Annotated in this window: 18 protein-coding genes; 5 read left to right on the plus strand and 13 right to left on the minus strand. The window is 60.6% G+C overall.

Annotation, left to right across the window (positions count from 1 at the left end):
* Nucleotides 1-65: 65 nt before the first annotated feature.
* Nucleotides 66-644: a nucleoside triphosphate pyrophosphatase gene (locus tag E4P01_RS10795; RefSeq protein WP_216091986.1), complete on the plus strand. Its 579-nt coding sequence runs from the start codon at nt 66-68 to the stop codon at nt 642-644.
* 72 nt (nt 645-716) lie between these two features.
* Here the strand turns inward: E4P01_RS10795 and E4P01_RS10800 are convergent, their stop codons facing one another.
* The 3 genes from E4P01_RS10800 to rluC are packed head-to-tail and all read right to left on the minus strand — an operon-like array spanning nt 717 to nt 3,330.
* Nucleotides 717-1,700, minus strand: a complete 984-nt coding sequence (locus tag E4P01_RS10800) for a S49 family peptidase (protein WP_078822095.1) — start codon at nt 1,698-1,700, stop codon at nt 717-719.
* 21 nt (nt 1,701-1,721) lie between these two features.
* The gene (locus tag E4P01_RS10805; protein ID WP_078822096.1) at nt 1,722-2,384 is read right to left on the minus strand and encodes an HAD-IA family hydrolase; all 663 of its coding nucleotides are present in this window, start codon (nt 2,382-2,384) and stop codon (nt 1,722-1,724) included.
* A complete protein-coding gene (rluC, locus tag E4P01_RS10810; protein WP_005790558.1) occupies nt 2,371-3,330 on the minus strand; it encodes a 23S rRNA pseudouridine(955/2504/2580) synthase RluC in 960 nt (319 codons plus the stop codon). Before rluC ends, E4P01_RS10805 begins: the two co-directional genes overlap by 14 nt.
* Before the next feature lie 766 nt (nt 3,331-4,096).
* On the opposite strand from rluC, the gene rne reads away from it, so the two are divergent.
* Nucleotides 4,097-7,219 carry a ribonuclease E gene (gene rne, locus E4P01_RS10815; RefSeq protein ID WP_216091987.1) on the plus strand — a complete coding sequence of 1,041 codons (3,123 nt, stop codon included), beginning with the start codon at nt 4,097-4,099 and terminating at the stop codon, nt 7,217-7,219.
* 80 nt (nt 7,220-7,299) lie between these two features.
* Here the strand turns inward: rne and E4P01_RS10820 are convergent, their stop codons facing one another.
* The 3 genes from E4P01_RS10820 to E4P01_RS10830 all read right to left on the minus strand — a co-directional run bounded on the left by E4P01_RS10820 (nt 7,300) and on the right by E4P01_RS10830 (nt 10,340).
* Nucleotides 7,300-7,884 carry a nucleotidyltransferase family protein gene (locus tag E4P01_RS10820; protein ID WP_032879853.1) on the minus strand — a complete coding sequence of 195 codons (585 nt, stop codon included), beginning with the start codon at nt 7,882-7,884 and terminating at the stop codon, nt 7,300-7,302.
* Nucleotides 7,881-8,867: an XdhC family protein gene (locus tag E4P01_RS10825; RefSeq protein ID WP_078822099.1), complete on the minus strand. Its 987-nt coding sequence runs from the start codon at nt 8,865-8,867 to the stop codon at nt 7,881-7,883. Before E4P01_RS10825 ends, E4P01_RS10820 begins: the two co-directional genes overlap by 4 nt.
* A 141-nt stretch (nt 8,868-9,008) precedes the next feature.
* Nucleotides 9,009-10,340 (minus strand): dicarboxylate/amino acid:cation symporter, encoded by a 1,332-nt coding sequence (locus E4P01_RS10830; protein ID WP_003189258.1) that lies wholly within the window; start codon nt 10,338-10,340, stop codon nt 9,009-9,011.
* Between the two features lie 338 nt (nt 10,341-10,678).
* On the opposite strand from E4P01_RS10830, the gene E4P01_RS10835 reads away from it, so the two are divergent.
* Nucleotides 10,679-11,677, plus strand: coding sequence for an AraC family transcriptional regulator (locus tag E4P01_RS10835; protein ID WP_216091988.1), 999 nt, complete (start codon nt 10,679-10,681; stop codon nt 11,675-11,677).
* A 102-nt stretch (nt 11,678-11,779) separates the two neighbouring features.
* Here E4P01_RS10835 and E4P01_RS10840 read toward each other — a convergent pair whose 3' ends face one another.
* From E4P01_RS10840 to E4P01_RS10850, 3 genes are read right to left on the minus strand one after another with little or no spacing between them, the layout of a single operon-like run.
* Nucleotides 11,780-13,126 (minus strand): ATP-binding protein, encoded by a 1,347-nt coding sequence (locus E4P01_RS10840; RefSeq protein ID WP_005790567.1) that lies wholly within the window; start codon nt 13,124-13,126, stop codon nt 11,780-11,782.
* A complete protein-coding gene (locus tag E4P01_RS10845; RefSeq protein ID WP_005790569.1) occupies nt 13,123-13,800 on the minus strand; it encodes a response regulator in 678 nt (225 codons plus the stop codon). Before E4P01_RS10845 ends, E4P01_RS10840 begins: the two co-directional genes overlap by 4 nt.
* 18 nt (nt 13,801-13,818) lie before the next feature.
* Entirely contained in the window at nt 13,819-14,127 is a 309-nt protein-coding gene (locus E4P01_RS10850; protein WP_005790571.1) for a hypothetical protein, read from the minus strand.
* Nucleotides 14,128-14,265: 138 nt separating this feature from the next.
* Between E4P01_RS10850 and E4P01_RS10855 the strand changes: the two genes are divergently transcribed.
* The gene (locus E4P01_RS10855; protein ID WP_216091989.1) at nt 14,266-14,985 is read left to right on the plus strand and encodes a 4'-phosphopantetheinyl transferase superfamily protein; all 720 of its coding nucleotides are present in this window, start codon (nt 14,266-14,268) and stop codon (nt 14,983-14,985) included.
* Between the two features lie 20 nt (nt 14,986-15,005).
* Here E4P01_RS10855 and E4P01_RS10860 read toward each other — a convergent pair whose 3' ends face one another.
* Entirely contained in the window at nt 15,006-16,616 is a 1,611-nt protein-coding gene (locus E4P01_RS10860) for an ATP-binding protein (RefSeq protein WP_032879845.1), read from the minus strand.
* Nucleotides 16,613-17,338, minus strand: coding sequence for a response regulator (locus E4P01_RS10865; RefSeq protein ID WP_032879844.1), 726 nt, complete (start codon nt 17,336-17,338; stop codon nt 16,613-16,615). The genes E4P01_RS10860 and E4P01_RS10865 overlap by 4 nt, the downstream gene beginning before the upstream one ends.
* 742 nt (nt 17,339-18,080) lie before the next feature.
* On the opposite strand from E4P01_RS10865, the gene E4P01_RS10870 reads away from it, so the two are divergent.
* Nucleotides 18,081-20,975: a ribonucleoside-diphosphate reductase subunit alpha gene (locus tag E4P01_RS10870; protein WP_032879843.1), complete on the plus strand. Its 2,895-nt coding sequence runs from the start codon at nt 18,081-18,083 to the stop codon at nt 20,973-20,975.
* Nucleotides 20,976-21,235: 260 nt separating this feature from the next.
* Here E4P01_RS10870 and flgE read toward each other — a convergent pair whose 3' ends face one another.
* Both flgE and flgD read right to left on the minus strand, forming a co-directional pair.
* Nucleotides 21,236-22,552, minus strand: a complete 1,317-nt coding sequence (gene flgE / locus E4P01_RS10875; protein WP_032879842.1) for a flagellar hook protein FlgE — start codon at nt 22,550-22,552, stop codon at nt 21,236-21,238.
* 31 nt (nt 22,553-22,583) lie between these two features.
* A complete protein-coding gene (flgD, locus tag E4P01_RS10880; RefSeq protein ID WP_032879841.1) occupies nt 22,584-23,303 on the minus strand; it encodes a flagellar hook assembly protein FlgD in 720 nt (239 codons plus the stop codon).

Below are 23,303 nucleotides of genomic sequence, written 5' to 3' on the forward strand. Positions count from 1 at the left end.
AAATTCAGCCCTGTGCGTCAGCCGGTCGCGTCGCTAGAATCGGTGACTGCCTTGAGGAGACGTATATGCTGCCTTTATTACTCGCGTCCAGCTCGGTTTATCGCCGGGAATTACTGAGCCGCCTGCACCTGCCTTTCACCTGCAGCTCGCCGGATATCGACGAAAGCCACCGCCCGGACGAATCCGCCATCGAACTGGTAAAGCGCCTGGCCGAAGAAAAAGCCCGCGCCCTCGCCGCCAGCCATCCTGGCCATTTAATCATTGGCTCTGACCAGGTCGCTGCACTGGAAGGCCGGATCATCGGCAAGCCTCACACCTTTGAAAACGCCCGCGAACAGTTGTTGGTGGCCAGTGGCAAGCGTGTGAGCTTTCTTACCGGGCTGGCACTGCTCAACAGCAACACAGGGCATTGCCAGGTCGACTGCGTGCCTTTCACGGTAACCATGCGCGAGCTGGATGCAGAGCGTATTGAGCGCTACCTGCGGATCGAGCAGCCCTATGACTGCGCGGGCAGCTTCAAGGCCGAGGGGCTGGGCGTGAGCCTGTTCCAAAGCACCGAAGGGCCGGATGCGACCAGCCTTGTCGGGCTGCCGCTGATTCGGCTGGTGGATATGCTGCTCGCTGAGGGCGTGCAAATCCCTTAAATACACCACCGGCCAAATGTGGGAGGGAGAAAGCCCCCCTCCCACCTTTTGATCTACAGCAGGCTCGGGGTATCAGCGTAGCGTCGGGCCTTGGAAGCCCATGTACAGCGCAAGCTTCTCAGCCACGCTGGCGCCGAGCTTTTTGGAGAAGCGATCAAACGGCGATTCCTCGACCGTAAAATCCACCAACTCCTTCTCGCCAACCACATCCCGCGCCACCGAGCTGGCACTACCCAATCCGTCAATCAAGCCCAGCGGCAATGCCTGCTCGCCCGACCACACCAACCCGGAGAACAACTCCGGATGATCCTTATCCTTCAACCGGTCACCACGGCCCTGCTTGACGCTGGCAATGAACTGGCGATGAGTGGTATCGAGCACGCTCTGCCAAAACGCGGTTTCATCCGCCTTTTGCGGCTGGAAAGGATCCAGGAACGCCTTGTGCTCACCCGAGGTGTAGGTGCGACGCTCCACCCCCAGCTTCTCCATGGTGCCGACAAAACCGTAACCGGCCGCCGTCACACCAATGGAGCCCACCAGGCTGGCCTTATCGGCATAGATCTGGTCAGCGGCACTGGCGATGTAATAAGCCCCCGAGGCGCCCAGGTCGGAAATTACCGCGTAGAGCTTGGTATCCGGATGGAGTGCGCGCAGCCGGCGAATCTCGTCATACACATAGCCCGACTGCACAGGGCTGCCGCCAGGACTGTTGATACGCAGGATCACGCCCTTGACCTTGGGGTCTTCGAAGGCGGCGCGCAGGCTGGTGACGATATTGTCGGCACTCGCGGGCTCTTTGTCGGCAATCACACCGCGCACCTCAATCAGGGCGGTGTAGTGACTACCGCGGGTAGCGCTTTTTTCCATATCCATCAGCGGACTGAACAGCGCCAGCATCCCAAGCAGGTAAACAAAGGTCAGCAGCTTGAAAAAAATCCCCCAGCGCCGCGAACGACGCTGTTCCTGGACACTGGCCAGGAGGGTCTTCTCCAGCAGCTTCCAGCTTTTATCATCACTGCTTTCGGCCTTTTCGGGCGCTTTCCACTCGTCACTCATGCCATCAACCCCAGCAAAGACTTATCGGGCCCGGCTGAGCCAGGCCTGCAATTCAGAAAAATGATCAATCGTGAGCCTCGGCTCGTATTGCTGCAACGCCTCGGCAGCCTGGGCGCCATAGCTGACCGCCACGCTGTCCATGCCAGCATTGCGCGCCATCATCAGGTCGAAAGACGCATCACCCACCATCAATGCCTGGCGCGGCGATACACCGCAATGATCCAGGATCTGCTCCAGCATCAGAGGATGGGGCTTGCTGGCGGTTTCATCAGCCGCACGGGTAATGTCGAAATAGTCTTCCCAGCCATGCGCCTTGAGCACCCGATCCAGCCCGCGACGGGCTTTTCCGGTGGCGACCGCCAGCTGAAAGCCCTCGGCACGCAAAGCCTCCAGCGACTGCACCACACCGTCGAACAGCGGCGAAGGCTCGGCCTCCAGCGCAATGTAGTGATCGGCATAGTGCTCGCGGAACGCTATCAGCTCGTCGTCGGCAATTTGCGGGTAAAGCGTGCGGATTGCTTCAGGCAAGCCCAGGCCAATGATGCCCTTGACCGCGATGTCGCTGCACAACTCAAAACCCGAGCGAGTCGAAGCCATATGCATCGACTCGACAATCCGACCAATGGAATCGCACAGCGTCCCATCCCAATCGAAGATCAGCAGTTTGTAGTCAAGGTGCGACACTCAAACGCTCCACGGTCTTGGCCCACATCTCGTCGACCGGCGCCTGCAATTTCAGCTCGCCACCATCGGGCAGCGGCACAGTGAGCATGTAGGCGTGCAGGAACAGACGCTTACCGCCCAGATCGCGGATCTCCTTGGAGAAACCCTCATCACCGTACTTGGTGTCACCGGCAATGCAGTGCCCCGCGTGCAGGGTGTGCACGCGTATCTGGTGAGTACGACCAGTGACCGGTTTGGCTTCGACCATGGTGGCGAAGTCGCCGAAGCGGCGCAGTACCTTGAACAGGGTCAGGGCTTCTTTGCCCTCCTCGTCCACCTCGACCATACGCTCACCGGAACGCAGGTTGCTCTTTTGCAGCGGTGCACGAACGCTCTTGATCGAGCTGGCCCAATTGCCACGCACCAGCGCCATGTAGCGCTTGTCCACACCGTCGCCACGCAGGGCGGTGTGCAGGTGGCGCAACATGCTTCGCTTCTTGGCGATCATCAACAGGCCGGAGGTGTCACGGTCCAGGCGATGGACCAGCTCCAGCTCCTTGGCATCCGGGCGCAACTGGCGAAAGGCTTCGATCACGCCGAAGTTCAGGCCACTGCCGCCGTGAACTGCGATGCCGCACGGCTTGTTTATCACGATCAGTTTGTTGTCTTCGAAGACAATCGAGGCTTCCAGGCGCTGCAACAGCCCCTGGGCCAGGGGCACAGGCTCGTCGCGCTCAGGCACGCGCACGGGCGGCACACGGACGATATCGCCCGCCTGCAACTTGTACTCAGGCTTGATCCGCCCCTTGTTCACGCGCACTTCGCCTTTACGCAAAATGCGGTAAATCAAGGTCTTGGGCACGCCTTTGAGCCGGGCCAGGAGAAAATTGTCGATGCGTTGGCCGGCATATTCCGGCGAGACCTCAAGCAGCTGGACGCTGGGGGTCGGGGGGGTGGTAGTCGTCATGGCCGCGATGATAACAATTTTTTATGGAATTGAAGCACTTAATCATTGCTGCTATAGTCGCGAACGCCGCCAAAAGCGGCCTGGGCAGAGGACATGCGGCAAATTGCCGGCCCTGACCATCGCAATTCATCAGGACGCGAGGCCGTCCTACGGGGCTTCGGCCACCTTGGAAGGCTCGGGATTGTAACAAGCGCAGGTGACATGAGGCCTGAAGCGAGTGCAAAAAGCAGAGTGAATACTCGCGTTTTGCGCCGATATTTACGGCCAGTTCACAAAGTGCAGTCAGTCTTGAGCCAGACCATGGCAGATGCTTCGGAAACAACGCCTGTTAAGAGCTGAGTGAGAGCGCAGTCGCCCACACCTAGTCTTGTTTAGCCATGAGCGTGGACTCCCCATTGGAGCCCACGGTAAATGCCAACCCGCTGCGGATTCTGCGCGCGGCAGCACCCGAATTATCAGGGATACGTGTAGGGTGGAGATGCACAACCGTCGGACTGTGTAGCACTAGGCTTGTTTCAGACGCTTCATCTCGTCCACAGTCGCCGGTTGATTCCTCCTCCTGACCTTAGCTTTTGTTGAAGTGGTGCCTTTGTCACCACCGCTAACGAGCAGGACGCGTCCGTCGCGATACCGGCCCAATTGGCAGGTTTTGCTGGACACTGGAGTGGCCAACCACTCTTGACGCACCTGACACCGACCGTGAGAAGTCGTGTGTGCCGAACGCCGTTTCCGGCAGCCCGGAAACCGACGGTACAACATGAAAAGAATGCTGATTAACGCAACTCAACCCGAAGAGTTGCGTGTTGCACTGGTAGATGGCCAACGCCTCTACGACCTGGACATTGAATCCGGTGCACGCGAGCAAAAGAAGGCCAACATCTATAAAGGCCGTATTACTCGCATCGAACCAAGCCTTGAGGCTGCCTTTGTCGATTTCGGCTCCGAGCGCCACGGCTTCCTGCCCCTCAAAGAAATCTCCCGCGAATACTTCAAGAAAGCCCCCGAAGGCCGCGTGAACATCAAGGACGTCCTGAGCGAAGGCCAGGAAGTCATCGTCCAGGTCGAGAAAGAAGAACGTGGCAACAAGGGCGCCGCCCTGACCACCTTCATCAGCCTCGCTGGCCGTTACCTGGTCCTGATGCCGAACAACCCGCGTGCCGGCGGTATTTCCCGTCGCATCGAAGGCGAAGAGCGCAACGAACTGCGCGAAGCGCTGAACGGCCTGATCGCACCGGCCGACATGGGCCTGATCGTTCGCACTGCAGGCCTGGGCCGCAGCAGCGAAGAAATGCAGTGGGACCTCGACTACCTGCTGCAACTGTGGACCGCTATCAAGGAAGCGTCCCTGGATCGTTCCGCGCCATTCCTGATCTACCAGGAAAGCAACGTGATCATCCGCGCCATCCGCGACTACCTGCGCCAGGACATCGGCGAAGTGCTGATCGACAGCGTTGAAGCCCAGGACGAAGCCCTGACCTTCATCCGCCAGGTGATGCCGCAGTACGCCAGCAAGATCAAGCTGTACGAAGACAGCGTTCCGCTGTTCAACCGTTTCCAGATCGAAAGCCAGATCGAGACCGCCTTCCAGCGCGTGGTCGAACTGCCTTCCGGCGGCTCCATCGTCATCGACCCGACCGAAGCCCTGGTGTCCATCGACATCAACTCGGCGCGCGCCACCAAAGGCAGCGACATCGAAGAAACCGCCCTGCAGACCAACCTGGAAGCGGCTGAAGAAATCGCCCGCCAGCTGCGCCTGCGTGACATCGGCGGCCTGATCGTGATCGACTTCATCGACATGACCCCTGCCAAGAACCAGCGCGCCGTGGAAGAGAAAGTCCGCGAGTGCCTGGAAGCCGACCGTGCCCGCGTACAAGTGGGCCGTATCTCGCGCTTCGGCCTGCTGGAAATGTCCCGTCAGCGCCTGCGTCCATCCCTGGGCGAGAGCAGCGGCATCGTCTGCCCGCGTTGCAACGGCACCGGCATCATCCGTGACGTTGAATCGCTGTCCCTGGCGATCCTGCGCCTGATCGAAGAAGAAGCCCTGAAAGACCGCACCGCCGAAGTTCGCGCACAAGTGCCGATTCCGGTTGCCGCCTTCCTGCTCAACGAAAAACGCAACTCGATCACCAAGATCGAACTGCGCACCCGTGCTCGTATCGTCATCCTGCCGAACGATCACCTCGAGACGCCGCACTTCGAAGTACAGCGCCTGCGTGATGACAGCCCGGAAGCCCATAGCGGGCAGTCCAGCTATGAAATCGCTGCTGCCGCGGCCGAAGTGGAAGAAGTTCAGCCAGCCGCCGCGACCCGCACCCTGGTTCGCCAGGAAGCCGCCGTCAAGACTGCACCGGCACGTGCCAACGCACCGGTCCCGACCGAAGCCGCCGCACCGGTTGCCGCACCGGCCGCCCTGCCTGAGCCAAGCCTGTTCAAGGGCCTGGTGAAGTCGCTGGTCAGCCTGTTCGCCACCAAGGAAGAGCCTGCCGCCCCGGTTGTGGTTGAAAAGCCTGCCACCGAGCGCCCGGCGCGCAACGAAGAGCGTCGCAACGGCCGCCAGCAGAGCCGCAACCGCAACGGCCGCCGTGACGAAGAACGCAAGCCACGCGAAGAACGTGCACCGCGTGAAGAACGCGCCCCCCGTGAAGAGCGCGCTCCTCGCGAAGCCCGTGAAGAAGCCCCGGCCGTAGCCCGTGAAGAACGTGCACCGCGTGAAGAGCGCGCACCACGTACCCCGCGTGCTCCGCGCGAAGATCGCAAGCCGCGTGGCGAGCGTGAAGAGCGTGTGCGTGAACTGCGCGAGCCGCTGGATGCGGCACCTGCCGTCGCTGCTGCCACTGCCGCAACCACCGAAGAACGCCCGGCGCGCCAGCCGCGTGAAGAGCGTGCCCCACGTGAAGAGCGCCAGCCGCGCCCGCCGCGTGAAGAGCGTCAACCACGCGCCGAGCAAGCCGCTGCCGCCAGCGAAGAAGAAGTACTGACCGGCGAAGAGCAACTGCAGGAAGACGGCCAGGACAACGCCGAAGGCGATCGTCCACGCCGCCGCTCCCGTGGCCAGCGTCGTCGCAGCAACCGTCGTGAGCGTCAGCGTGACGCCAACGGCAACGTGATCGAAGGCGCGGAAGAAGCCGGCGAAAACGCAGAAGCGGCCAGCAACGAACCAACGGGCGCCGAACTGGCTGCCGGCTTGGCCGTTACCGCTGCCGTCGCCAGCTCGGTCATCAGCGCACCTGCGCAAGCCCAGGCTCACGAGCAAGCCGAGCGTGCTACCGCCGCTGTCGAAGAAACTGCTGCCGTAGAAACACCCGTTGTCCAGACCCCAGTGGTTGAAGCGCCGGTTGTGGAAGCGCCAGTTGTTGAAGCCACGACCCCTATCGAAGCCCCAGTGGTTGCGCAAGTGGAAGTTGCTCCGGTTCGCGACGCACAGCCAGAAACCGAAGTGGTTGCTGTTGAGCCCGCACCGGTTATCGAGCCTGCGCCAGTGGTTGAAGTGGCTGTAGAAACACCGGTTGCCGAAGAAGCCGCCCCGGTTGTGCGTGAAGTTCGCGAAGAACAGACCGCCTTCCAGTGGACCGCTGAGCCAGCTGCCCCGGTTGAAGCGCCAACGCCTGCCCCTGCGGTAGAAGAAGCGCCGACGCCGGTTGCTGAAGTCGTCGCCGAGCCAGCCCCAGTGGTTGAGCCGACGCCGGTTGTGGAGCCCGCACCCGTGGTTGAAGTTGAAGCCCCAGTGGTTGAAGCTGCACCTGCCAGCGCCCTTACCGAAAATGGCCGTGCGCCGAACGACCCGCGTGAAGTGCGTCGTCGTCGCAAGGAAGCCGAAGCAGCTGCCGCAGCGGCTGCCCAGGCGGTAGAGCACAAGGCCGTGGAAGAAGAGCCTAAACCCCTCGTCTGATTCCATCCGCCACTAAAAAGCCCCGCCTGAGCAATCAGGCGGGGCTTTTTTATGGCTACTTGGAATGCCAGCTCCCACACTTAACCTGCAGTAAAACTCAACCGTTGCGGCACATCGACATCCCAAAGCACACCAGGATCATCTACCTGCACCTCTCGCACCTGTGTTTGTGCAAACAACGGCTTGGCCCCACGATCCCCACTCAGAGCCATCAGCGCCGGCCCAAACGTGTGATCGAAAGCCACCGGGTGCCCATACTGCCCGGCAGATACCGGCACAGTGATGCCCTCCACGCTGGCAATAACCCGCTCGATACTCGATGACTGGATAAACGGCATATCCCCCAACACCACCAGCCACCCATCCGCTGCACCGCTGGCCTTGACCGCGGCCGCAATGCTGTCGCCCATCCCGCTCGAGTCCAGCAGTACAACCTGACAGCCATAAGCCTCTGCCAGGCGGATAACCTCCCCGCGCCCCGGCGACGTCACCAGCCAGCGCGTTACAACACGCTCAGGCAAGTTGCGCAGCACCTGCTCGATGACCGGCCGGATAACGCCATCCAGCCCCACGCAAGCAGCCAGTAACTTGTCTTGATCCGCCCCGGCTTCGGCGCGAAAGCGACTGCCCTGCCCCGCTGCCAGCACAATCGCTGTAACGGTCACTGCGCCGCTACCGCCAGGGGCTTTTTCTGCATCGGTGCCACGCCGTTCTTGATCGCGACAATTTCCGCCATCAACGACAGGGCAATCTCCGCCGGTGTATGGCTGCCGATATGCAAACCAATCGGCCCGTGCAAGCGCGCAATCGCATCCGCCGACAAGCCCAGCGCCGCCAGGTTCTCCCGGCGCTTCTGGGTATTGACCCGCGAACCCAGGGCGCCGATGTAGAACGCAGCGGAGTTCAGCGCCGTCAGCAGCGCCATATCATCCAAACGCGGATCATGGGTCAGGCAAACGATGGCCGTGCGCTCATCGGTGTGGATGTTCAACACCGCCTCGTCGGGCATACCAGGTACAAAGCGGCCATGTTGCTCTTCCCAGCCGTAGACGAACTCTTCGCGGGGGTCGCAGATCAGCACTTCGAAATCCAGCAAGCGCGCCATTTCGGCGACGTAGCGCGACAGTTGCCCGGCGCCGATCAGTAGCAGCCGCCAGCGCGGGCCGTAAATGGCGCGCAGGCGTTCGCCGTCGAAGCTCACCACATCAGTCTTGCTCGCAGCGCTCAGGGTTACCGCGCCCGTGGCCAGGTTCAATTCACGTGCGACGACCTGGTGGTCTTCACAGCGCGCCAACAGTTGCTCGACCCAGGCCCAATCATCCACCCGCTCTTCGGTCAGGCGCAGCGTGCCGCCACACGGCAAGCCAAAACGTGCCGCTTCGTCGCGGGTGACGCCGTAGGTCACCAGCTGCACTGGTGGTCCGTCGTCCGCCAGCCGCCCGTCCTGCAGGCGTGCGATCAAGTCATCTTCGATGCAGCCTCCGGACACAGAACCAATGACCACACCGTCGCCACGCAAGGCCAGCATCGCCCCCGGAGGGCGCGGCGCGCTGCCCCAGGTCTGTACCACGCTGTACAGCACCACGCGCTGCCCGGCGCGGCGCCATTCCAGGACGCTACGCAGGACATTCAAATCCACACTGTCCATCAAACCTTCCTGCCAGCGTTGAAAAATCGTCGTTTACTGTAAAGCAAAATAATCAAAAAGTGGCCGCGCACAAACGCAAACGCCCCGAACCAGTCGGGGCGTTTGCCAATTGCCTAAGCGTCAGATCACGCCATCAGCGGCTTACTTGACCACAGGAGCAGGGCCTTCGGCCACACCCAGGTCATCGAGCTCGCGAGTTTCGGAGATACCGGTACCACCGGATGCCAGCTCGCTTTGCAGCTTGTCGGTGTCCAGCTCCTTGACCCACTTGGCCACAACGATGGTGGCTACGGCGTTACCCACCAGGTTGGTCAGGGCACGGGCTTCGGACATGAAGCGGTCGATACCCAGGATCAGCGCCAGGCCGGCAACCGGCAGGTGGCCGACAGCCGACAGGGTGGCAGCCAGGACAATAAAGCCCGAGCCAGTCACACCTGCAGCGCCTTTGGAGGACAGCAGCAGCACCAGCAGCAGGGTGATCTGGTGGGTGATGTCCATGTGGGTGTCGGTCGCCTGAGCGATGAACACGGCAGCCATGGTCAGGTAGATCGACGTACCGTCGAGGTTGAAGGAGTAACCGGTTGGGATCACCAGGCCGACGACGGACTTCTTCGCACCCAGGCGCTCCATCTTGATCAGCATACGCGGCAGTGCGGATTCGGAAGACGAAGTACCCAGTACGATCAGCAGCTCTTCACGGATGTAGCGAATCAGTTTCAACACGCTGAAACCGTGAGCGCGGCAGATTGCGCCCAGCACCAGCACGACGAACAGGATGCAGGTGATGTAGAAGCAGATCATCAGCTGGCCCAGCTGCACCAGCGAACCCACACCGTAGGCACCGATGGTGAACGCCATGGCGCCCAGGGCACCGATTGGCGCGAGCTTCATGATCATGTTGATGATGTTGAACATCACGTGGGCGAAGCGATCGATGAAGTCCAGCACCGGCTTGCCGTAGGCACCCAGGCGGTGCAGGGCGAAACCGAAGATCACCGAGAACATCAGCACTTGCAGGATGTCGCCGTTGGCAAAGGCGCCGACGATGGTGTTCGGGATGACGTTGAGGATAAAGCCGACAATGCTCTGGTCTTTACCAGCGGTGACGTAGGCCGCCACTTTGGAAGCGTCCAGGGTGGCGACGTCGATGTGCATGCCGGCGCCCGGCTGCACAACGTTGACCACGACCAGGCCGATCAGCAAGGCGATGGTGGACACGATTTCGAAGTACAGCAGTGCGTAGCCACCGGTTTTGCCGACCGATTTCATGCTTTGCATGCCAGCGATACCGCTGACAACGGTGCAGAAGATGATGGGGGCGATGACCATTTTGATCAGCTTGATAAAGCCGTCACCCAGTGGCTTGAGGGCCACGCCGGTCTGCGGGTAGAAGTGGCCGAGCAAAATACCGATAACGATTGCAACGATCACCTGGAAATACAGGGATTTGTAGATTGGCTGACGAGTCGTCATTGCAAAGTTCCTCAATCGTCCCGTGTGGCAAATATCCGCCATTGCCCACGACACTTGAATTGCGAACCCTCCTGCACTGGAGGGATTTGTTGTTTGCGAAGCCTGTAGGAGAGAGCCTGCGCTGCAATCCCTATCGCAAACAGCGTGCCACTTTGCTTAAACACCCTGAAGGCCCTTCAACATCGGGGCTTGGCGTTTATTGACGCGCTTGAGCCGTGGAACAAGGTGGCGGATTTCCGCCCGCCCACCCCGTCTCGTCCTACAATTTGGCGGATATCCGCCTTGCCGTCGCGCCGGGGTCTGACTACCATCCGCCACTCCATGGATGAGGCCCTTTCATGCGTGAACGTACCATCGCCAGTCACTACGCCCGAGCCGCCCTCGGCGGTGCGCGTCGTGTGGGTTACGACTACTCAGGGCTGTTGCAGCAGGTGGGCATCAGCCCCGAACTGCTGACCGAGCCCCGCGCCCGTATCGCTCCGGAGCAATTTACGCGGTTGCTGCAAATGCTCTGGCTGGAGCTGGATGACGAATACCTGGGGTTCGCCGAAGGCCCGAGCAAGCGTGGCACCTTCGCCATGATGTGCCACGCCCTGATCCACTGCCGCACGCTGGAAAAGGCTCTGGAACGCGGCTTATTGTTTTATAGCCTATTCCCACAGGGCCCGCGCTGGCAGCTGACGAAAGAAGGCGATATGGCGCGGCTGAGCCTGGATGACTCGCAGCTATGGGACCCGGATCACTTCCTCAGTGAATGCCTGCTGGTGATCTGGCATCGCCTGGGCAGTTGGCTGATCGGCCAGCGAATCCGGCTGCAACAGGCCACCTTCAGTTACCCGATGCCGGACCATGCTGGCGAGTACGACCTGCTGTTCCCCTGCCCCTTGGTGTTCGGTGCGCCGACCAGCAGCCTGGTGTTTCCCAGCCGCTACCTGAGCCTGCCGTTGTTGCAGGATGAACGCACTCTCAAGCATTTTTTGCAGCGCTCCCCTGCCGACTTGCTGTCGCGGCCGGATGAAGGCGACAGCCTGAGCAGCCAGTTGCGCCGCTTGCTCAGCCGCGACCGCACGCCCTGGCCGGACCTGGAAGCCGTCGCCCAGCATTTGCACATCAGCCCGCAAACCCTGCGCCGGCATCTGCGCGAAGAAGGCAGCAGCTTTCAGGCTCTGAAGGATGAGTTACGGCGAGACATCGCCATCTACCACCTGGGGCGGGCGGATTTGTCTTTGCAGGAAATTGCCGAACAGTTGGGGTTCTCCGAACCGTCGGCGTTTCATCGGGCGTTCAAGAAATGGACGGGGTTGACGCCGGGGGCCTACAGGGCGCAGGAGAGTTAAAGGTATAGCGCCTGGGAGGGCCTCTTCGCAGGCAAGCCAGCTCCCACAGTTGATCGGGTTTACAAAATCTGATGTGTGAATACATTCAGAGGCCAGTGCAGATCACAAGGCCGGAAAATGAATCCTGAACGCGGCCCCCCCTAACGCTGAATCCCCCAACGTCAAACGCGCGTGATAGCTTTCGATGATGTCCTTGACCACCGCCAACCCGATGCCCTGCCCCGGGTGCTGGCGGTCCAGACGTTCGCCCCTTTGCAGGATCCGGGCGCGCTGGTCCGGTGGCACGCCTGGGCCATCATCTTCGATACACAGCTCAAGGCCGTCCAGGTTTTCCACCAAGCTGATTCGCACTTGCTTGAGGCACAGGCGATAGGCGTTTTCCAGCAGGTTGCCGAGCATTTCGAGCAGCGCGCCTTTCTCGATGGGCACGTCGCACTCAGGTGGCAGATCAAAGGTGACGGTGACACGCTTGTCGCGGTAAACCTTCTCCAATGTATCGCACAGGCTTTGCAGCACGGGCTCCAGACGTACCTGGTGACGCACCAGTCCGCTTTTACGCAGACTCGCACGCTGCAATTGGTAGCCGATCTGCTGGCTCATGCGCTCAATCTGCGATTGCAATACCCACGCCTGGCTGCGCTCTTCGGGACGCTGGGCCATGTCTTCGCTCACCCCCTGCAAGACCGCCAGCGGGGTTTTCAAACTGTGGGCCAAGTCATCAAGGGAGTCACGGTAGCGCGTACGCTGTTCGCGCTCACTGTGCAGCAAACGGTTGAGCGAGCCGGTCAGGCGCAACAGTTCGCGGGGGTGTTCTTCACTGAGGCTTTCGCGGGTACCGCCTTCGATCTGGTCAAGTTCCTGGCTCAGGCGCCGCAAGGCTTGCAGGCCCCAGGTCAGGCCCAGCCACAGCAGCGTCAACAGCACCAGCAGGGCCGCGCCGAATCCAAGATAAAGGTTCTCGCGCAAGCCTTCGAGGGTCAACTGGTACTCACGCACCGGTTGCAGGGCGACGATACTGAAGGCGGCGCTCTTGCCCCCCAGCAACCGGACCTCGACGTCATACACGAAGAATTCCTGGCCATTGGCCTCGCGGATGCGCGCAAACTCATTACCGCGCCCGTCGTAACGCGGTTTGTAGTTGATGTTTTCTTCCTGGGTTGCCCGCGAACGCCACACCAGATGGCCTTCGCGGTCGTAGATATAGCCGAGCAGGCGGCTGTCGGTAAGGTTGAAACGTTCGTCAGGCAACTGCGCCGGCATCAGCAGGCGGTTATTTTCCACCCGCGCCGCAGAAATCAAAGTGGTCACATCCGACGCCAGACGCTGCTCGATGGAATCCTGCAGGGCCAGGCTGAAGGCGCCTTGCATGGCCGGCAACAGGCCGAGCATAAACAGCACGGCCAGGGTGGCGGCCGCCAGCATCAGGCGTACACGTAGCGAGCGAATCAACGGCAGCGCTCATTGAACAGGTAACCCAAGCCGCGCACGGTATCGATCGGCTTGAACCCGGCGGGGCCTTCCAGCTTGCGGCGCAGGCGACCGACCAGCACTTCGATCACGTTCGGATCGCGCTCGTCATCATCAGGGTAGAGCTGCTCCATCAAGCGATCCTTGGCCACCACCTGTTGATGATGACGCATCAAGTACTCAAGGATCCGATATTCGTAGGCGGTCAACGCCAGCGGCTGTTCATCCAGGGAGGCCTGCTTGCGGTTGAGGTCCAGCAGCAACGGCCCGGCGATGATAGTGGACTGGGTAAAGCCGCTGGAGCGGCGCAACAAGGCATTCATGCGCGCCTCCAGCTCTTCGAACTGGAAGGGTTTGACCACGTAGTCGTCGGCACCGGCCGCCAGGCCTTCGACCTTGTCCTGCCAGTTGCCGCGAGCGGTCAGGATCAGGATCGGGAAAGTCTTGGCCTGGGTACGCAATTGGCGGATCAGGTCCAGGCCGCCCATGCCGGGCAGGCCAAGGTCGATGATCGCCAGGTCATGGTTGAACTGGCCGGTCTGGTACAGGGCTTCCTCGGCATTGGCCACAGCTTCGACCACATGCCCACTGTCGGTCAGGCGGGTAAACAGGTGATGACGCAGCAGCGCCTCATCTTCCACCACCAGCAATTTCATAAGGCTCTCCAAGGCAATTCAACTGTCCGACAGAGGGATATCATAGCGGCCCTGCACGTCTTGCGGGCGCAGTTTAATGCCATTGTACTGGCCCGTCAGGTGCGTGTAGCCGCTGCGATAGTCGGGTTGCGCAGCGGTAACGCCCAGGGCCTGACCCCACGGCGCGGCCTGGGTGCCGACGTCTTCGAAGCTGACACGATGGATCAGGTTGCCGGATTTCCTGGTTTTTTCGCCGCCAAAGGCCGCAAAGGCGCCATCGCTGGCCTGCACGCCCGCGGTGGCACCGAGCATGGTTAACGCCAACATCAGCTTCTTGATCGCAGTCATGGTCATTACCTCATATGCGTTTGGCCTGTGAGGTTCAGACTACGCAGGCGCCCCTGAACTCCCCCTGAACAGGCTCTTAACCACACCTGAACCGCGCCGGACTATCCACTGGCGCGCCAACTCGGCAAAATACCGCGCATGACGCCCCTACCCTCTTGCTGCACCCCGCTCGATGCCCGTTGGCCGCTGCCTGTCGCCTTACCTGGCACGGTGTTTTTGAGCACCCGATTTGATCCGGCCTTATTGGACGCAGGCGATTTCCAACGCAGCGCTGTGCCGCCGCCGGCGAGCATCCAGCGCTCGGTTGCCAAGCGTCAGGCGGAGTTTCTCGCAGGGCGCCTGTGCGCCCGAGAAGCGCTGCAACGCCTGGATAACCTCAACTGCATTCCAGCCATCGGTGAAGACCGCGCGCCGGTCTGGCCAGGGCATATCAGTGGTTCCATCACCCACAGCACCGGGCACGCCGCAGCGATTGTCGGGCATAAGGCGCAATGGCGCGGGCTGGGCATGGACCTGGAGAATGTGCTGACTCTGGAGCGGGCGGAGCGCCTGGCCGGGGAAATTCTGACAGCCAACGAGCTGCAGCGTATGGCGACCATACCGCGTGAGCTGCATGGGTTGCTGGTGACGCTGACGTTTTCGATCAAGGAGAGTCTGTTCAAGGCGCTCTACCCCATCGTGCAAAAGCGCTTTTATTTTGAACATGCCGAGCTGTTGGAGTGGTCACAGACGGGCCATGTGCGGCTGCGGTTGCTCACGGATCTTTCTGAAGAATGGGGTGATGGCAAAGAGTTGGAGGGCCAGTTTGGGGTGGAAGGGGAGCAGTTGTTGAGCCTGGTGGCCATCGGCGCTAGGTAGACTTGGTCCCGATAGCGGTGTCAGGGTTTGTCTTGATCCCTTGGCCAACTCAGGCTGAAGCATGCCCCGCCCAGGTTGTTGCTCTTGCTGATCAACGCCCGCCCGCCGTGCCAATAGATGATCCGCCGCACAATCGACAGGCCAAGGCCATGGCCCCCCGAGGCGCGGGTACGGCTGTCGTCCAGGCGCAGGAACGGCGTGAAAATTCGCTCCCAGGCACTCTCCGGCACGCCGGGGCCATCGTCTTCCACATCAATACGGCAGCGCAGCTGGCCGACCTGATAACTGATCAGCACCTGGCCCTTGGCGTGGCGCATGGCGTTACTGACAAGGTTTTGCAGGGCGCGGTGCAGGTAACGCGGCTCAGCGTCGACCCAGGCGTCCTCCCAGTGGGCCGATGACAGGCAGACACCGCGAGTCACGGTGACCTGCGGGCGCAGTGGCGACAATTCGCCAATGACTTGGTCAAGCAGTGCATCGAGGTCCACTCGCTGGAAATTCAACTCCGGCGCGCCCTGCTCCAGGCGCGCATAGGTGAGCATTTCATCCACCAGGCCATCGAGGTCCTGGATATCGCCGTCCATGCCTTCCAGGTATTTACGCCGCGCCTCGGGAGTGGCGGCGTCACCAATCATCTCCAGGCCAAAACGCAGGCGCGCTACCGGCGTGCGCAGCTCATGGGACACCGCACGCACCAGTTCGCGCTGAATCGCCAGCAATTGCTGCAAGTGCTCGGCCATGCCATTGAACGCGGCAGCCAGGCGCCCTACCGAATCGGCGCCCCGGGCCGGCACGCGCACCTCCAGGTTGCCCTTGGCGATCCGCGTTGCTGCCGCCTCCAGGCCTTTGAGCCGGCGCTCCAGCTGGCGCACCAGCAGATAAACGATCAAGCCGATCAGGGTCAGGCCGATCAAGGTGATCAGAATCAGCCACTGTGCCGGATAGGGGTTCATTTGATAGAGCGGGCCGATTTCCAGCACCCACGGCGTACCGACCATGCCGGCAAATACGCGGATCGAATCGCCACCCTTGCCCAGAGCCATCACCGTATCGCCTTCCGCCACGCGACGGCGCTGGTCGTCGTCCATATCGGCCTGGTCGAGGGCCATCAAGTGCATCTCAAAACCAAAGCCCTTGGCCTGCTTGATGTCGGCCAGGCGTTGTGGCTGCTCAGCCACCGGAAAACGCACCAGTTCGTCGGCCAGCAGGTAGATAGTTGCACGGGCCAATTGCTCGCTGATCTGCTGCACTTCACCGGTGAGCACCAGCTGTTCCTGCTCGCTGACCAATCGCAGTACCCGCGCCGCATGAGGGCCGGTCTGTTCCACCAGCACCTGGCCGCGTTGCAAGCGGTTGCGCTGGCCCAGGTCCAGTTGCGCCTCTGTAAACGTGCGCAGCTCCAGCGGAATGCCCAGCAAACGCTCCCATACCGCCAAGGCACGCAGCCGTTCGATGGCGTTCATGGCTTGCAGGTTATCGCCCATCAAGGCAAAGGTGCCGTGGGCCAGGCTTTCGCGGTATTGGCCGCTGCGCACATCGTTGAGCAGATGCAACGCCAGGGCGCCGAGCAACGCCACCAGGATCAGCGCCGCGCACATGCCGCCGTAGATGCGCAGGAAGATCGAATTCACAGCGGCATGTCGGCAGCGGCTTCGGGGACGAACAGGTAGCCTTTGCTGCGGATGGTCTTGATCAGGCGCGGGTGGATCGGGTCGTCGCCGATTTTCGGCCGAATGCGCGAGATGCGCACATCAATGGAGCGGTCCTGGCCGTCGTAGCCAATGCCGCGCAGGGCAATGAAGATTTCTTCCCGGGACAGGATGCGCCCGGCATTTGCGACCAATAGCCACAGCAGGTCGAATTCGGCGCTGGTCAGTTCGATCCCGCCATCGTGCAGCCAGGCTTCGCGCAGCGCGTTGTCCACCACCAGCGGGCCGAACTGCAGGCGGCGCTGGTTTTCCCCCGCCGCCGGTAACGCCGGCTCGCTGCGCCGCAATAGCGCCTGGATACGCGCCAGCAACAGGCGCGGGCGCACGGGCTTGCACACATAGTCGTCAGCGCCCATGTCCAGGCCCTGCACCTGGTCCATGTCGTCGGTACGCGCGGTAAGCATCAGGATCACGCCCTCATAGCGCTCGCGAACTTTGCGACAGATGCTCAGGCCATCTTCGCCGGGCAGCATCAGGTCGAGGATCACCAGGTCCGGCTGCTCGGCGATGATGCGCGCCGCAGCCTGGGCGCCATCGCTTTCCACCGACACGCGCAGGCCGTTGCTTTCCAGGTACTCACGGGTCAACTCGGCGAGTCGCTCGTCGTCCTCGATGATCAGTATCTGCCAGGCATCTTGCTCCACGCGCCACCTCATTATTATTAGAAATTCTTTGGCTCACGCGGCCTCCACCGCCCATACCCTGTTTGTCATGTTTTAAGGGCATAACAAAGCCCGATTGTAGCCATGCCCCAACCCTTAAATACAAGCCAGGAATTCCATTCGGTGATGGCGTTTTTTTGTGATAGGGTTCGCGCCCTCAAAATTCCAACCAACGGTTTGCACCTCGGAATATTCGGTGACAAACGGTGTGATCCAGTAGTAATGCGGCCTACACGGGTGTTCCACGATTCATACACATTTTACTCACAGCGTTATCCACAGGTAGTGCGTTGCTAACCCCCCAAAAACGCATTATCTTGTACCTCGGCGCTAAAAAAACCCTACATGTAGGGTTTTAAGCGAAAAAACCAAACACAAGTCAGACCAGAAACTCAAGCGCTTTCTTGCTCACGTTTGGTTGAGCCAAAGCATTTTTTCAAAGCCCAAACCGCGCACGCGGATGGCAGCCGTTTTCAAGCCCGCTTGGCTGAAGACGGTACGGGTGTTGCAGGGCTTGAACCAGGCCACTGTCACCCAGCAGGAATACGGCGAAGGGCTCCCGGCCCCAAGCCAAAGACTTCGGCATGGAAGCGGCGCGATGAGCTCCCTTCCTCCTGTCCCGAAGTTGTTATGCCAGGCCCTGGCCTGCTGTAAGTGCTTCAGGACGGAACGGTGGGCACCTTGATGGTGCCCAAATAAATATAGAATGTGGAGACAACCCCCCATGCAAACCGACACAACTCGCGAGAACCCGCAAGGCTCCGTGCCGCAGGCCGCTGATTCGAATCTGGATCTGTCCGCCACCGCACCTGGCCAACTGCGCGTGATCAAGCGTAACGGCACTGTCGTTCCTTATACCGATGACAAAATCACCGTCGCCATCACCAAAGCGTTTCTTGCAGTTGAAGGCGGCACCGCTGCTGCCTCGTCGCGCATCCACGACACCGTTGCCCGCCTGACCGAACAGGTCACCGCGACCTTCAAGCGTCGCATGCCTTCGGGCGGCACCATCCACATCGAAGAAATCCAGGACCAGGTTGAACTGGCCCTGATGCGTGCCGGCGAGCAAAAAGTGGCCCGCGACTACGTGATCTACCGCGATTCGCGCGCCAAGGAACGTGCCGTACGCTCCCCGGCCGAAGAAGCTGCCGTACAAGCGCACCCGTCGATCCGCATCACCCTGGCTGACGGCAGCTTTGCCCCGTTGGACCTGGGCCGCCTGAACACTATCATCACCGAGGCCTGCGAAGGTCTGGAAGAAGTCGACGGTGACCTGATCCAGCGCGAAACCCTGAAGAACCTGTACGACGGCGTGGCCCTGACCGACGTCAACACCGCGCTGGTGATGACCGCCCGTACCCTGGTTGAACGCGAGCCGAACTACTCGTTCGTGACCGCGCGCCTGTTGATGGACACCCTGCGTGCCGAAGGCCTGGGCTTCCTGAAAGTCGCCGACAGCGCCACTCACCACGAGATGGCTGACCTGTACGCCAAAGCCCTGCCGGCCTATATCGCCAAGGGTATCGAGTTCGAATTGCTGAACCCGATCCTGGCCACCTTCGACCTGGAAAAACTCGGCAAGGCGATCAACCACGAGCGCGATCAGCAGTTCACCTACCTGGGCCTGCAAACCCTGTACGACCGTTACTTCATCCACAAGGACGGTATCCGCTTCGAACTGCCGCAAGTGTTCTTCATGCGCGTGGCCATGGGCCTGGCGATTGAAGAGAAGAACAAAGAAGACCGTGCGATCGAGTTCTACAACCTGCTGTCGTCCTTCGACTACATGTCGTCGACCCCGACCCTGTTCAACGCCGGCACCCTGCGTCCTCAGCTGTCGAGCTGCTACCTGACCACCGTGCCGGATGACCTGTCGGGCATCTACCACGCGATCCACGACAACGCCATGCTGTCCAAATTCGCCGGCGGCCTGGGTAACGACTGGACCCCGGTGCGCGCACTGGGTTCTTACATCAAGGGCACCAACGGCAAGTCCCAGGGCGTTGTACCGTTCCTGAAAGTGGTGAACGACACCGCCGTCGCCGTTAACCAGGGTGGCAAGCGCAAAGGCGCTGTGTGTGCCTACCTGGAAACCTGGCACATGGACATTGAAGAGTTCATCGAGCTGCGCAAGAACACCGGTGATGACCGTCGTCGTACCCACGACATGAACACCGCCAACTGGATCCCTGACCTGTTCATGAAGCGCGTCTTCGATGACGGCAAGTGGACCCTGTTCTCGCCATCCGAAGTGCCGGACCTGCACGACCTGACCGGCAAGGCCTTCGAAGAGCGCTACGAGTACTACGAAGCCCTCACCGAGTACCCAGGCAAGGTCAAGCTGTTCAAGACCATCCAGGCCAAAGACCTGTGGCGCAAAATGCTGTCCATGCTGTTCGAAACCGGCCACCCTTGGTTGACCTTCAAGGACCCATGCAACCTGCGCAGCCCGCAGCAGCACGTGGGCGTGGTCCACAGCTCGAACCTGTGCACCGAGATCACCTTGAACACCAACAAGGACGAGATCGCCGTTTGCAACCTGGGCTCGATCAACCTGCCGAACCATATCGTCAACGGCAAGCTGGACACCGCCAAGCTGGAACGCACCGTCAACACCGCAGTACGCATGCTCGATAACGTGATCGACATCAACTACTACTCGGTGCCACAGGCGCAGAACTCCAACTTCAAGCACCGTCCAGTGGGCCTGGGTATCATGGGCTTCCAGGACGCGCTGTACCTGCAGCACATTCCTTACGGTTCGGATGCTGCGGTCGAGTTCGCCGACAAATCCATGGAAGCGGTGAGCTACTATGCGATCCAGGCGTCCTGCGACCTGGCCGACGAGCGCGGCGCCTACGAGACGTTCCAGGGTTCGCTGTGGTCCAAGGGCATCCTGCCGCTGGATTCGCAACAGATCCTGATCGAAGCCCGTGGCCAGAAGTACATCGACGTTGATCTGAACGAAACCCTGGACTGGGCGCCGGTTCGTGCCCGCGTGCAAAAAGGTATTCGTAACTCCAACATCATGGCCATCGCACCGACCGCCACCATCGCCAACATCACTGGCGTGTCGCAGTCGATCGAACCGACCTACCAGAACCTGTATGTGAAATCGAACCTGTCGGGCGAATTCACCGTGATCAACCCATACCTGGTTCGCGACCTGAAAGCCCGCGGCCTGTGGGACTCGGTCATGATCAACGACCTGAAGTACTACGACGGTTCCGTGCAGCAGATCGAACGCATCCCGCAAGAACTCAAAGAGCTCTACGCGACCGCCTTCGAAGTGGATACCAAGTGGATCGTTGACGCCGCCAGCCGCCGTCAGAAGTGGATCGACCAGGCTCAGTCGCTGAACCTCTACATCGCCGGCGCTTCGGGCAAGAAGCTGGATGTGACCTACCGCATGGCCTGGTACCGTGGCCTGAAAACCACTTACTACCTCCGTGCCCTGGCCGCAACCAGCACCGAGAAGTCGACCATCAACACCGGTAAGTTGAACGCTGTTTCCAGCGGCAACCATGGTGATGATTCGGTTCTCGCAGCTCCTGCCGGTCCGGCACCTGTGCCAAAGGCCTGCGCGATTGACGAGCCGGATTGCGAAGCTTGCCAATAAGCTGAACCTGCCGAGGGTTTAACCACTTAAGGCAGAAAAGCCCCCGATACACCTAGGGTGTATCGGGGGCTTTTTCTTGGGCGGGCATAAAGCCCTTGTTGCGGTACTGCGGTTCGGTCAATAACTGGATTGGCAGCGTGAAGCAGATGCAAATGTGGGAGGGGGCTTGCTCCCGATAGGGTGGTGTCAGTCAATGGATACTTGGCTGATACACCGCTATCGGGGGCAAGCCCCCTCCCACATTTTGAAGCACTAACCTATCAGGTCATCTGAATGATGGTCTGCATGATGGTGCTTTGGGTGGAGATGGTCTTGGCGTTCGCCTGGTAGTTGCTCTGGGCCTTGATCAGGTCAACCAGCTCGTTGGTCAGGTTGACGTTGGAGTTCTCCAGGGAGGTGGCCTTGATCGACCCCAGAGTGCCAGATTCCGGTGCGTCGAAGCCCGGCTGACCCGACGCGAAGGTCTCTTTCCAGGTCGTACCGCCGGCGGGCTGCAGGCCCTGCTCATTGTTGAAGCTGGCCAGAGAAATCTGGCCGATGGCCTTGCTCTGCTGGTTACTGAAGGTGGCGAAGAGCACACCGCTGCCATCGATCTTCAAGCCGGTGATCTGGCCGGTGGCGTAACCATCTGTGACCGGCGGGTTACGGTAGCTGGCCGAGTTGTACTGGGTGACGGTGCCCATGTTGATGGCGATGCCGTCCTTGTTCGCCGTCGCATCGTTAGCCTTCCATACGCCATCGGTCACCGTGCCAGGTACCCAATCCTTGATGGTCAAGGTGTTACCGGCAACACCGCCGGTCACGATGCTCTTGAGGTTACCAGCACCATCGAAGCTCAACGTCGACGGCACAGGCGCCTTCACGTCAGCACCGGTACCGGTAGGCGCCGAACCATCAGGATTGCGGCCATCGATCAAGGTGTAGGCCTGCCACTGGTTGGCATCGGTTTTCACCAGGTACTGCACCATCGGGTGCGCGTTGCCCTGGGAGTCGTACAAGGTGGTGCTGTATTGCGTGGTGAAGGTTTCGGATTTGGTTGGATCAAACGGGTTCTTGGACTGATCGATCACCGGCGACGAGGAGTTCAGGTTGCTGGAAGAGTCCACCTTGGTAGACGCCTTCGGGGGCAGGTTGGCCAGGTTCAGCTGCAGGTCGACCAGGCCACCCTTGGTGATCTTGCCATTCTCGTCCGCGGCATAGCCTTGCAGGCGCGAGGTGCCGGTATTGTTGGTGATATAGCCGTCTTTGTCCGCTCGGAAGGCACCGCTACGGGTGTATTCCAGCGAGCCGTCGCTGCCCTTCTGCACGAAGAAGCCACCGCCCTGGATCGCCATGTCGAGGATGCCACCGCTACCATTGACATCGCCTTGGGTGAACTGCTGGGACACTGCCGCCAGGTTCACACCGTTGCCGATACTGTTCTGGCCGGTGCCCAACTTGGAAGCCGCGTAGATATCGGCGAATTCCGCACGGGATGACTTGAAGCCAGTGGTCGCGACGTTGGCGATGTTGTTGCCGGTCACGTCCAGTTGTTTGTTGGCCGCATAGAGGCCGCTAAGGCCGATATTAAAAGACATGTTTCTCTCCCTCTGCCGTATTTAGCCGGCTCTATGTACCGATAGTCTGAATTTGCGACAGCTTGACGCTGCCCATGCCGCCTGCAAGGTTGAGCAGCATTTCGCCGCCGGTCTTGCTCAAGGTCACGCTGGTGACCGTGGCCGGTAGCGAGGTGGCCAGGGCCACCGCGTCACCTTTGTCGTTCTTGGTGGAGGCATTGAAGGTGTAGGTGCCGGCTGGGGCGACCTCGCCCTTGTCATTCTTGCCGTCCCAAATAAAGCTCTGGCTGCCGGCACTCTGCGCGCCCATATCCACGGTGCGCACGACGTTGCCGTCCTTGTCGGTGATTTTGACGGAAACGTTACCCGCCGCCGATGGCACCTCTACCGAACCGTTCATGCTCTTGCTGGTATCAACCATGGCTTTGTCGGTCTGGATAATGATCGACCGCCCCACCAGCGATGAAGCCTGCAGCGCTTGCGAAGAGCTGAAGTTGCTGGAGATGTTATTCACCGAGTCGTTCAGGGTGTTGATGCCTTCCAGGCTGCTGAACTGGGCAAGTTGGGCCACGAACGCGCCGTTGTCCTGGGGCGACAGCGGGTTCTGGTTTTTCAGCTGGGTTACCAGCAACTGCAGGAATGCGTCCTTGCCCAGCGACTGGTTGCCAGTGGCCGCTTTGGAAACATTCGAGACATTGTTCGAAGCGTCCTTGACCTTGGAATTGAACAGGTCCTGGACTGCCGTGTTGTTTGACGTATCAACGATGGCCAT

It is taken from the genome of Pseudomonas sp. NCIMB 10586, assembly GCF_023127895.1.
GTDB lineage: Bacteria > Pseudomonadota > Gammaproteobacteria > Pseudomonadales > Pseudomonadaceae > Aquipseudomonas > Aquipseudomonas synxantha_A.

Bases quoted from the DNA above. Each gene is read 5' to 3' on its own strand.
- E4P01_RS10825 (WP_078822099.1), bottom strand. From the start codon at position 8,867: ATGGACAGTGTGGATTTGAATGTCCTGCGTAGCGTCCTGGAATGGCGC.
- E4P01_RS10855 (WP_216091989.1), top strand. From the start codon at position 14,266: ATGACGCCCCTACCCTCTTGCTGCACCCCGCTCGATGCCCGTTGGCCG.
- rne (WP_216091987.1), top strand. From the start codon at position 4,097: ATGCTGATTAACGCAACTCAACCCGAAGAGTTGCGTGTTGCACTGGTA.
- E4P01_RS10845 (WP_005790569.1), bottom strand. From the start codon at position 13,800: ATGAAATTGCTGGTGGTGGAAGATGAGGCGCTGCTGCGTCATCACCTG.
- rluC (WP_005790558.1), bottom strand. From the start codon at position 3,330: ATGACGACTACCACCCCCCCGACCCCCAGCGTCCAGCTGCTTGAGGTC.
- flgD (WP_032879841.1), bottom strand. From the start codon at position 23,303: ATGGCCATCGTTGATACGTCAAACAACACGGCAGTCCAGGACCTGTTC.
- E4P01_RS10795 (WP_216091986.1), top strand. From the start codon at position 66: ATGCTGCCTTTATTACTCGCGTCCAGCTCGGTTTATCGCCGGGAATTA.
- E4P01_RS10850 (WP_005790571.1), bottom strand. From the start codon at position 14,127: ATGACTGCGATCAAGAAGCTGATGTTGGCGTTAACCATGCTCGGTGCC.
- E4P01_RS10835 (WP_216091988.1), top strand. From the start codon at position 10,679: ATGCGTGAACGTACCATCGCCAGTCACTACGCCCGAGCCGCCCTCGGC.
- E4P01_RS10870 (WP_032879843.1), top strand. From the start codon at position 18,081: ATGCAAACCGACACAACTCGCGAGAACCCGCAAGGCTCCGTGCCGCAG.
- E4P01_RS10830 (WP_003189258.1), bottom strand. From the start codon at position 10,340: ATGACGACTCGTCAGCCAATCTACAAATCCCTGTATTTCCAGGTGATC.
- flgE (WP_032879842.1), bottom strand. From the start codon at position 22,552: ATGTCTTTTAATATCGGCCTTAGCGGCCTCTATGCGGCCAACAAACAA.
- E4P01_RS10800 (WP_078822095.1), bottom strand. From the start codon at position 1,700: ATGAGTGACGAGTGGAAAGCGCCCGAAAAGGCCGAAAGCAGTGATGAT.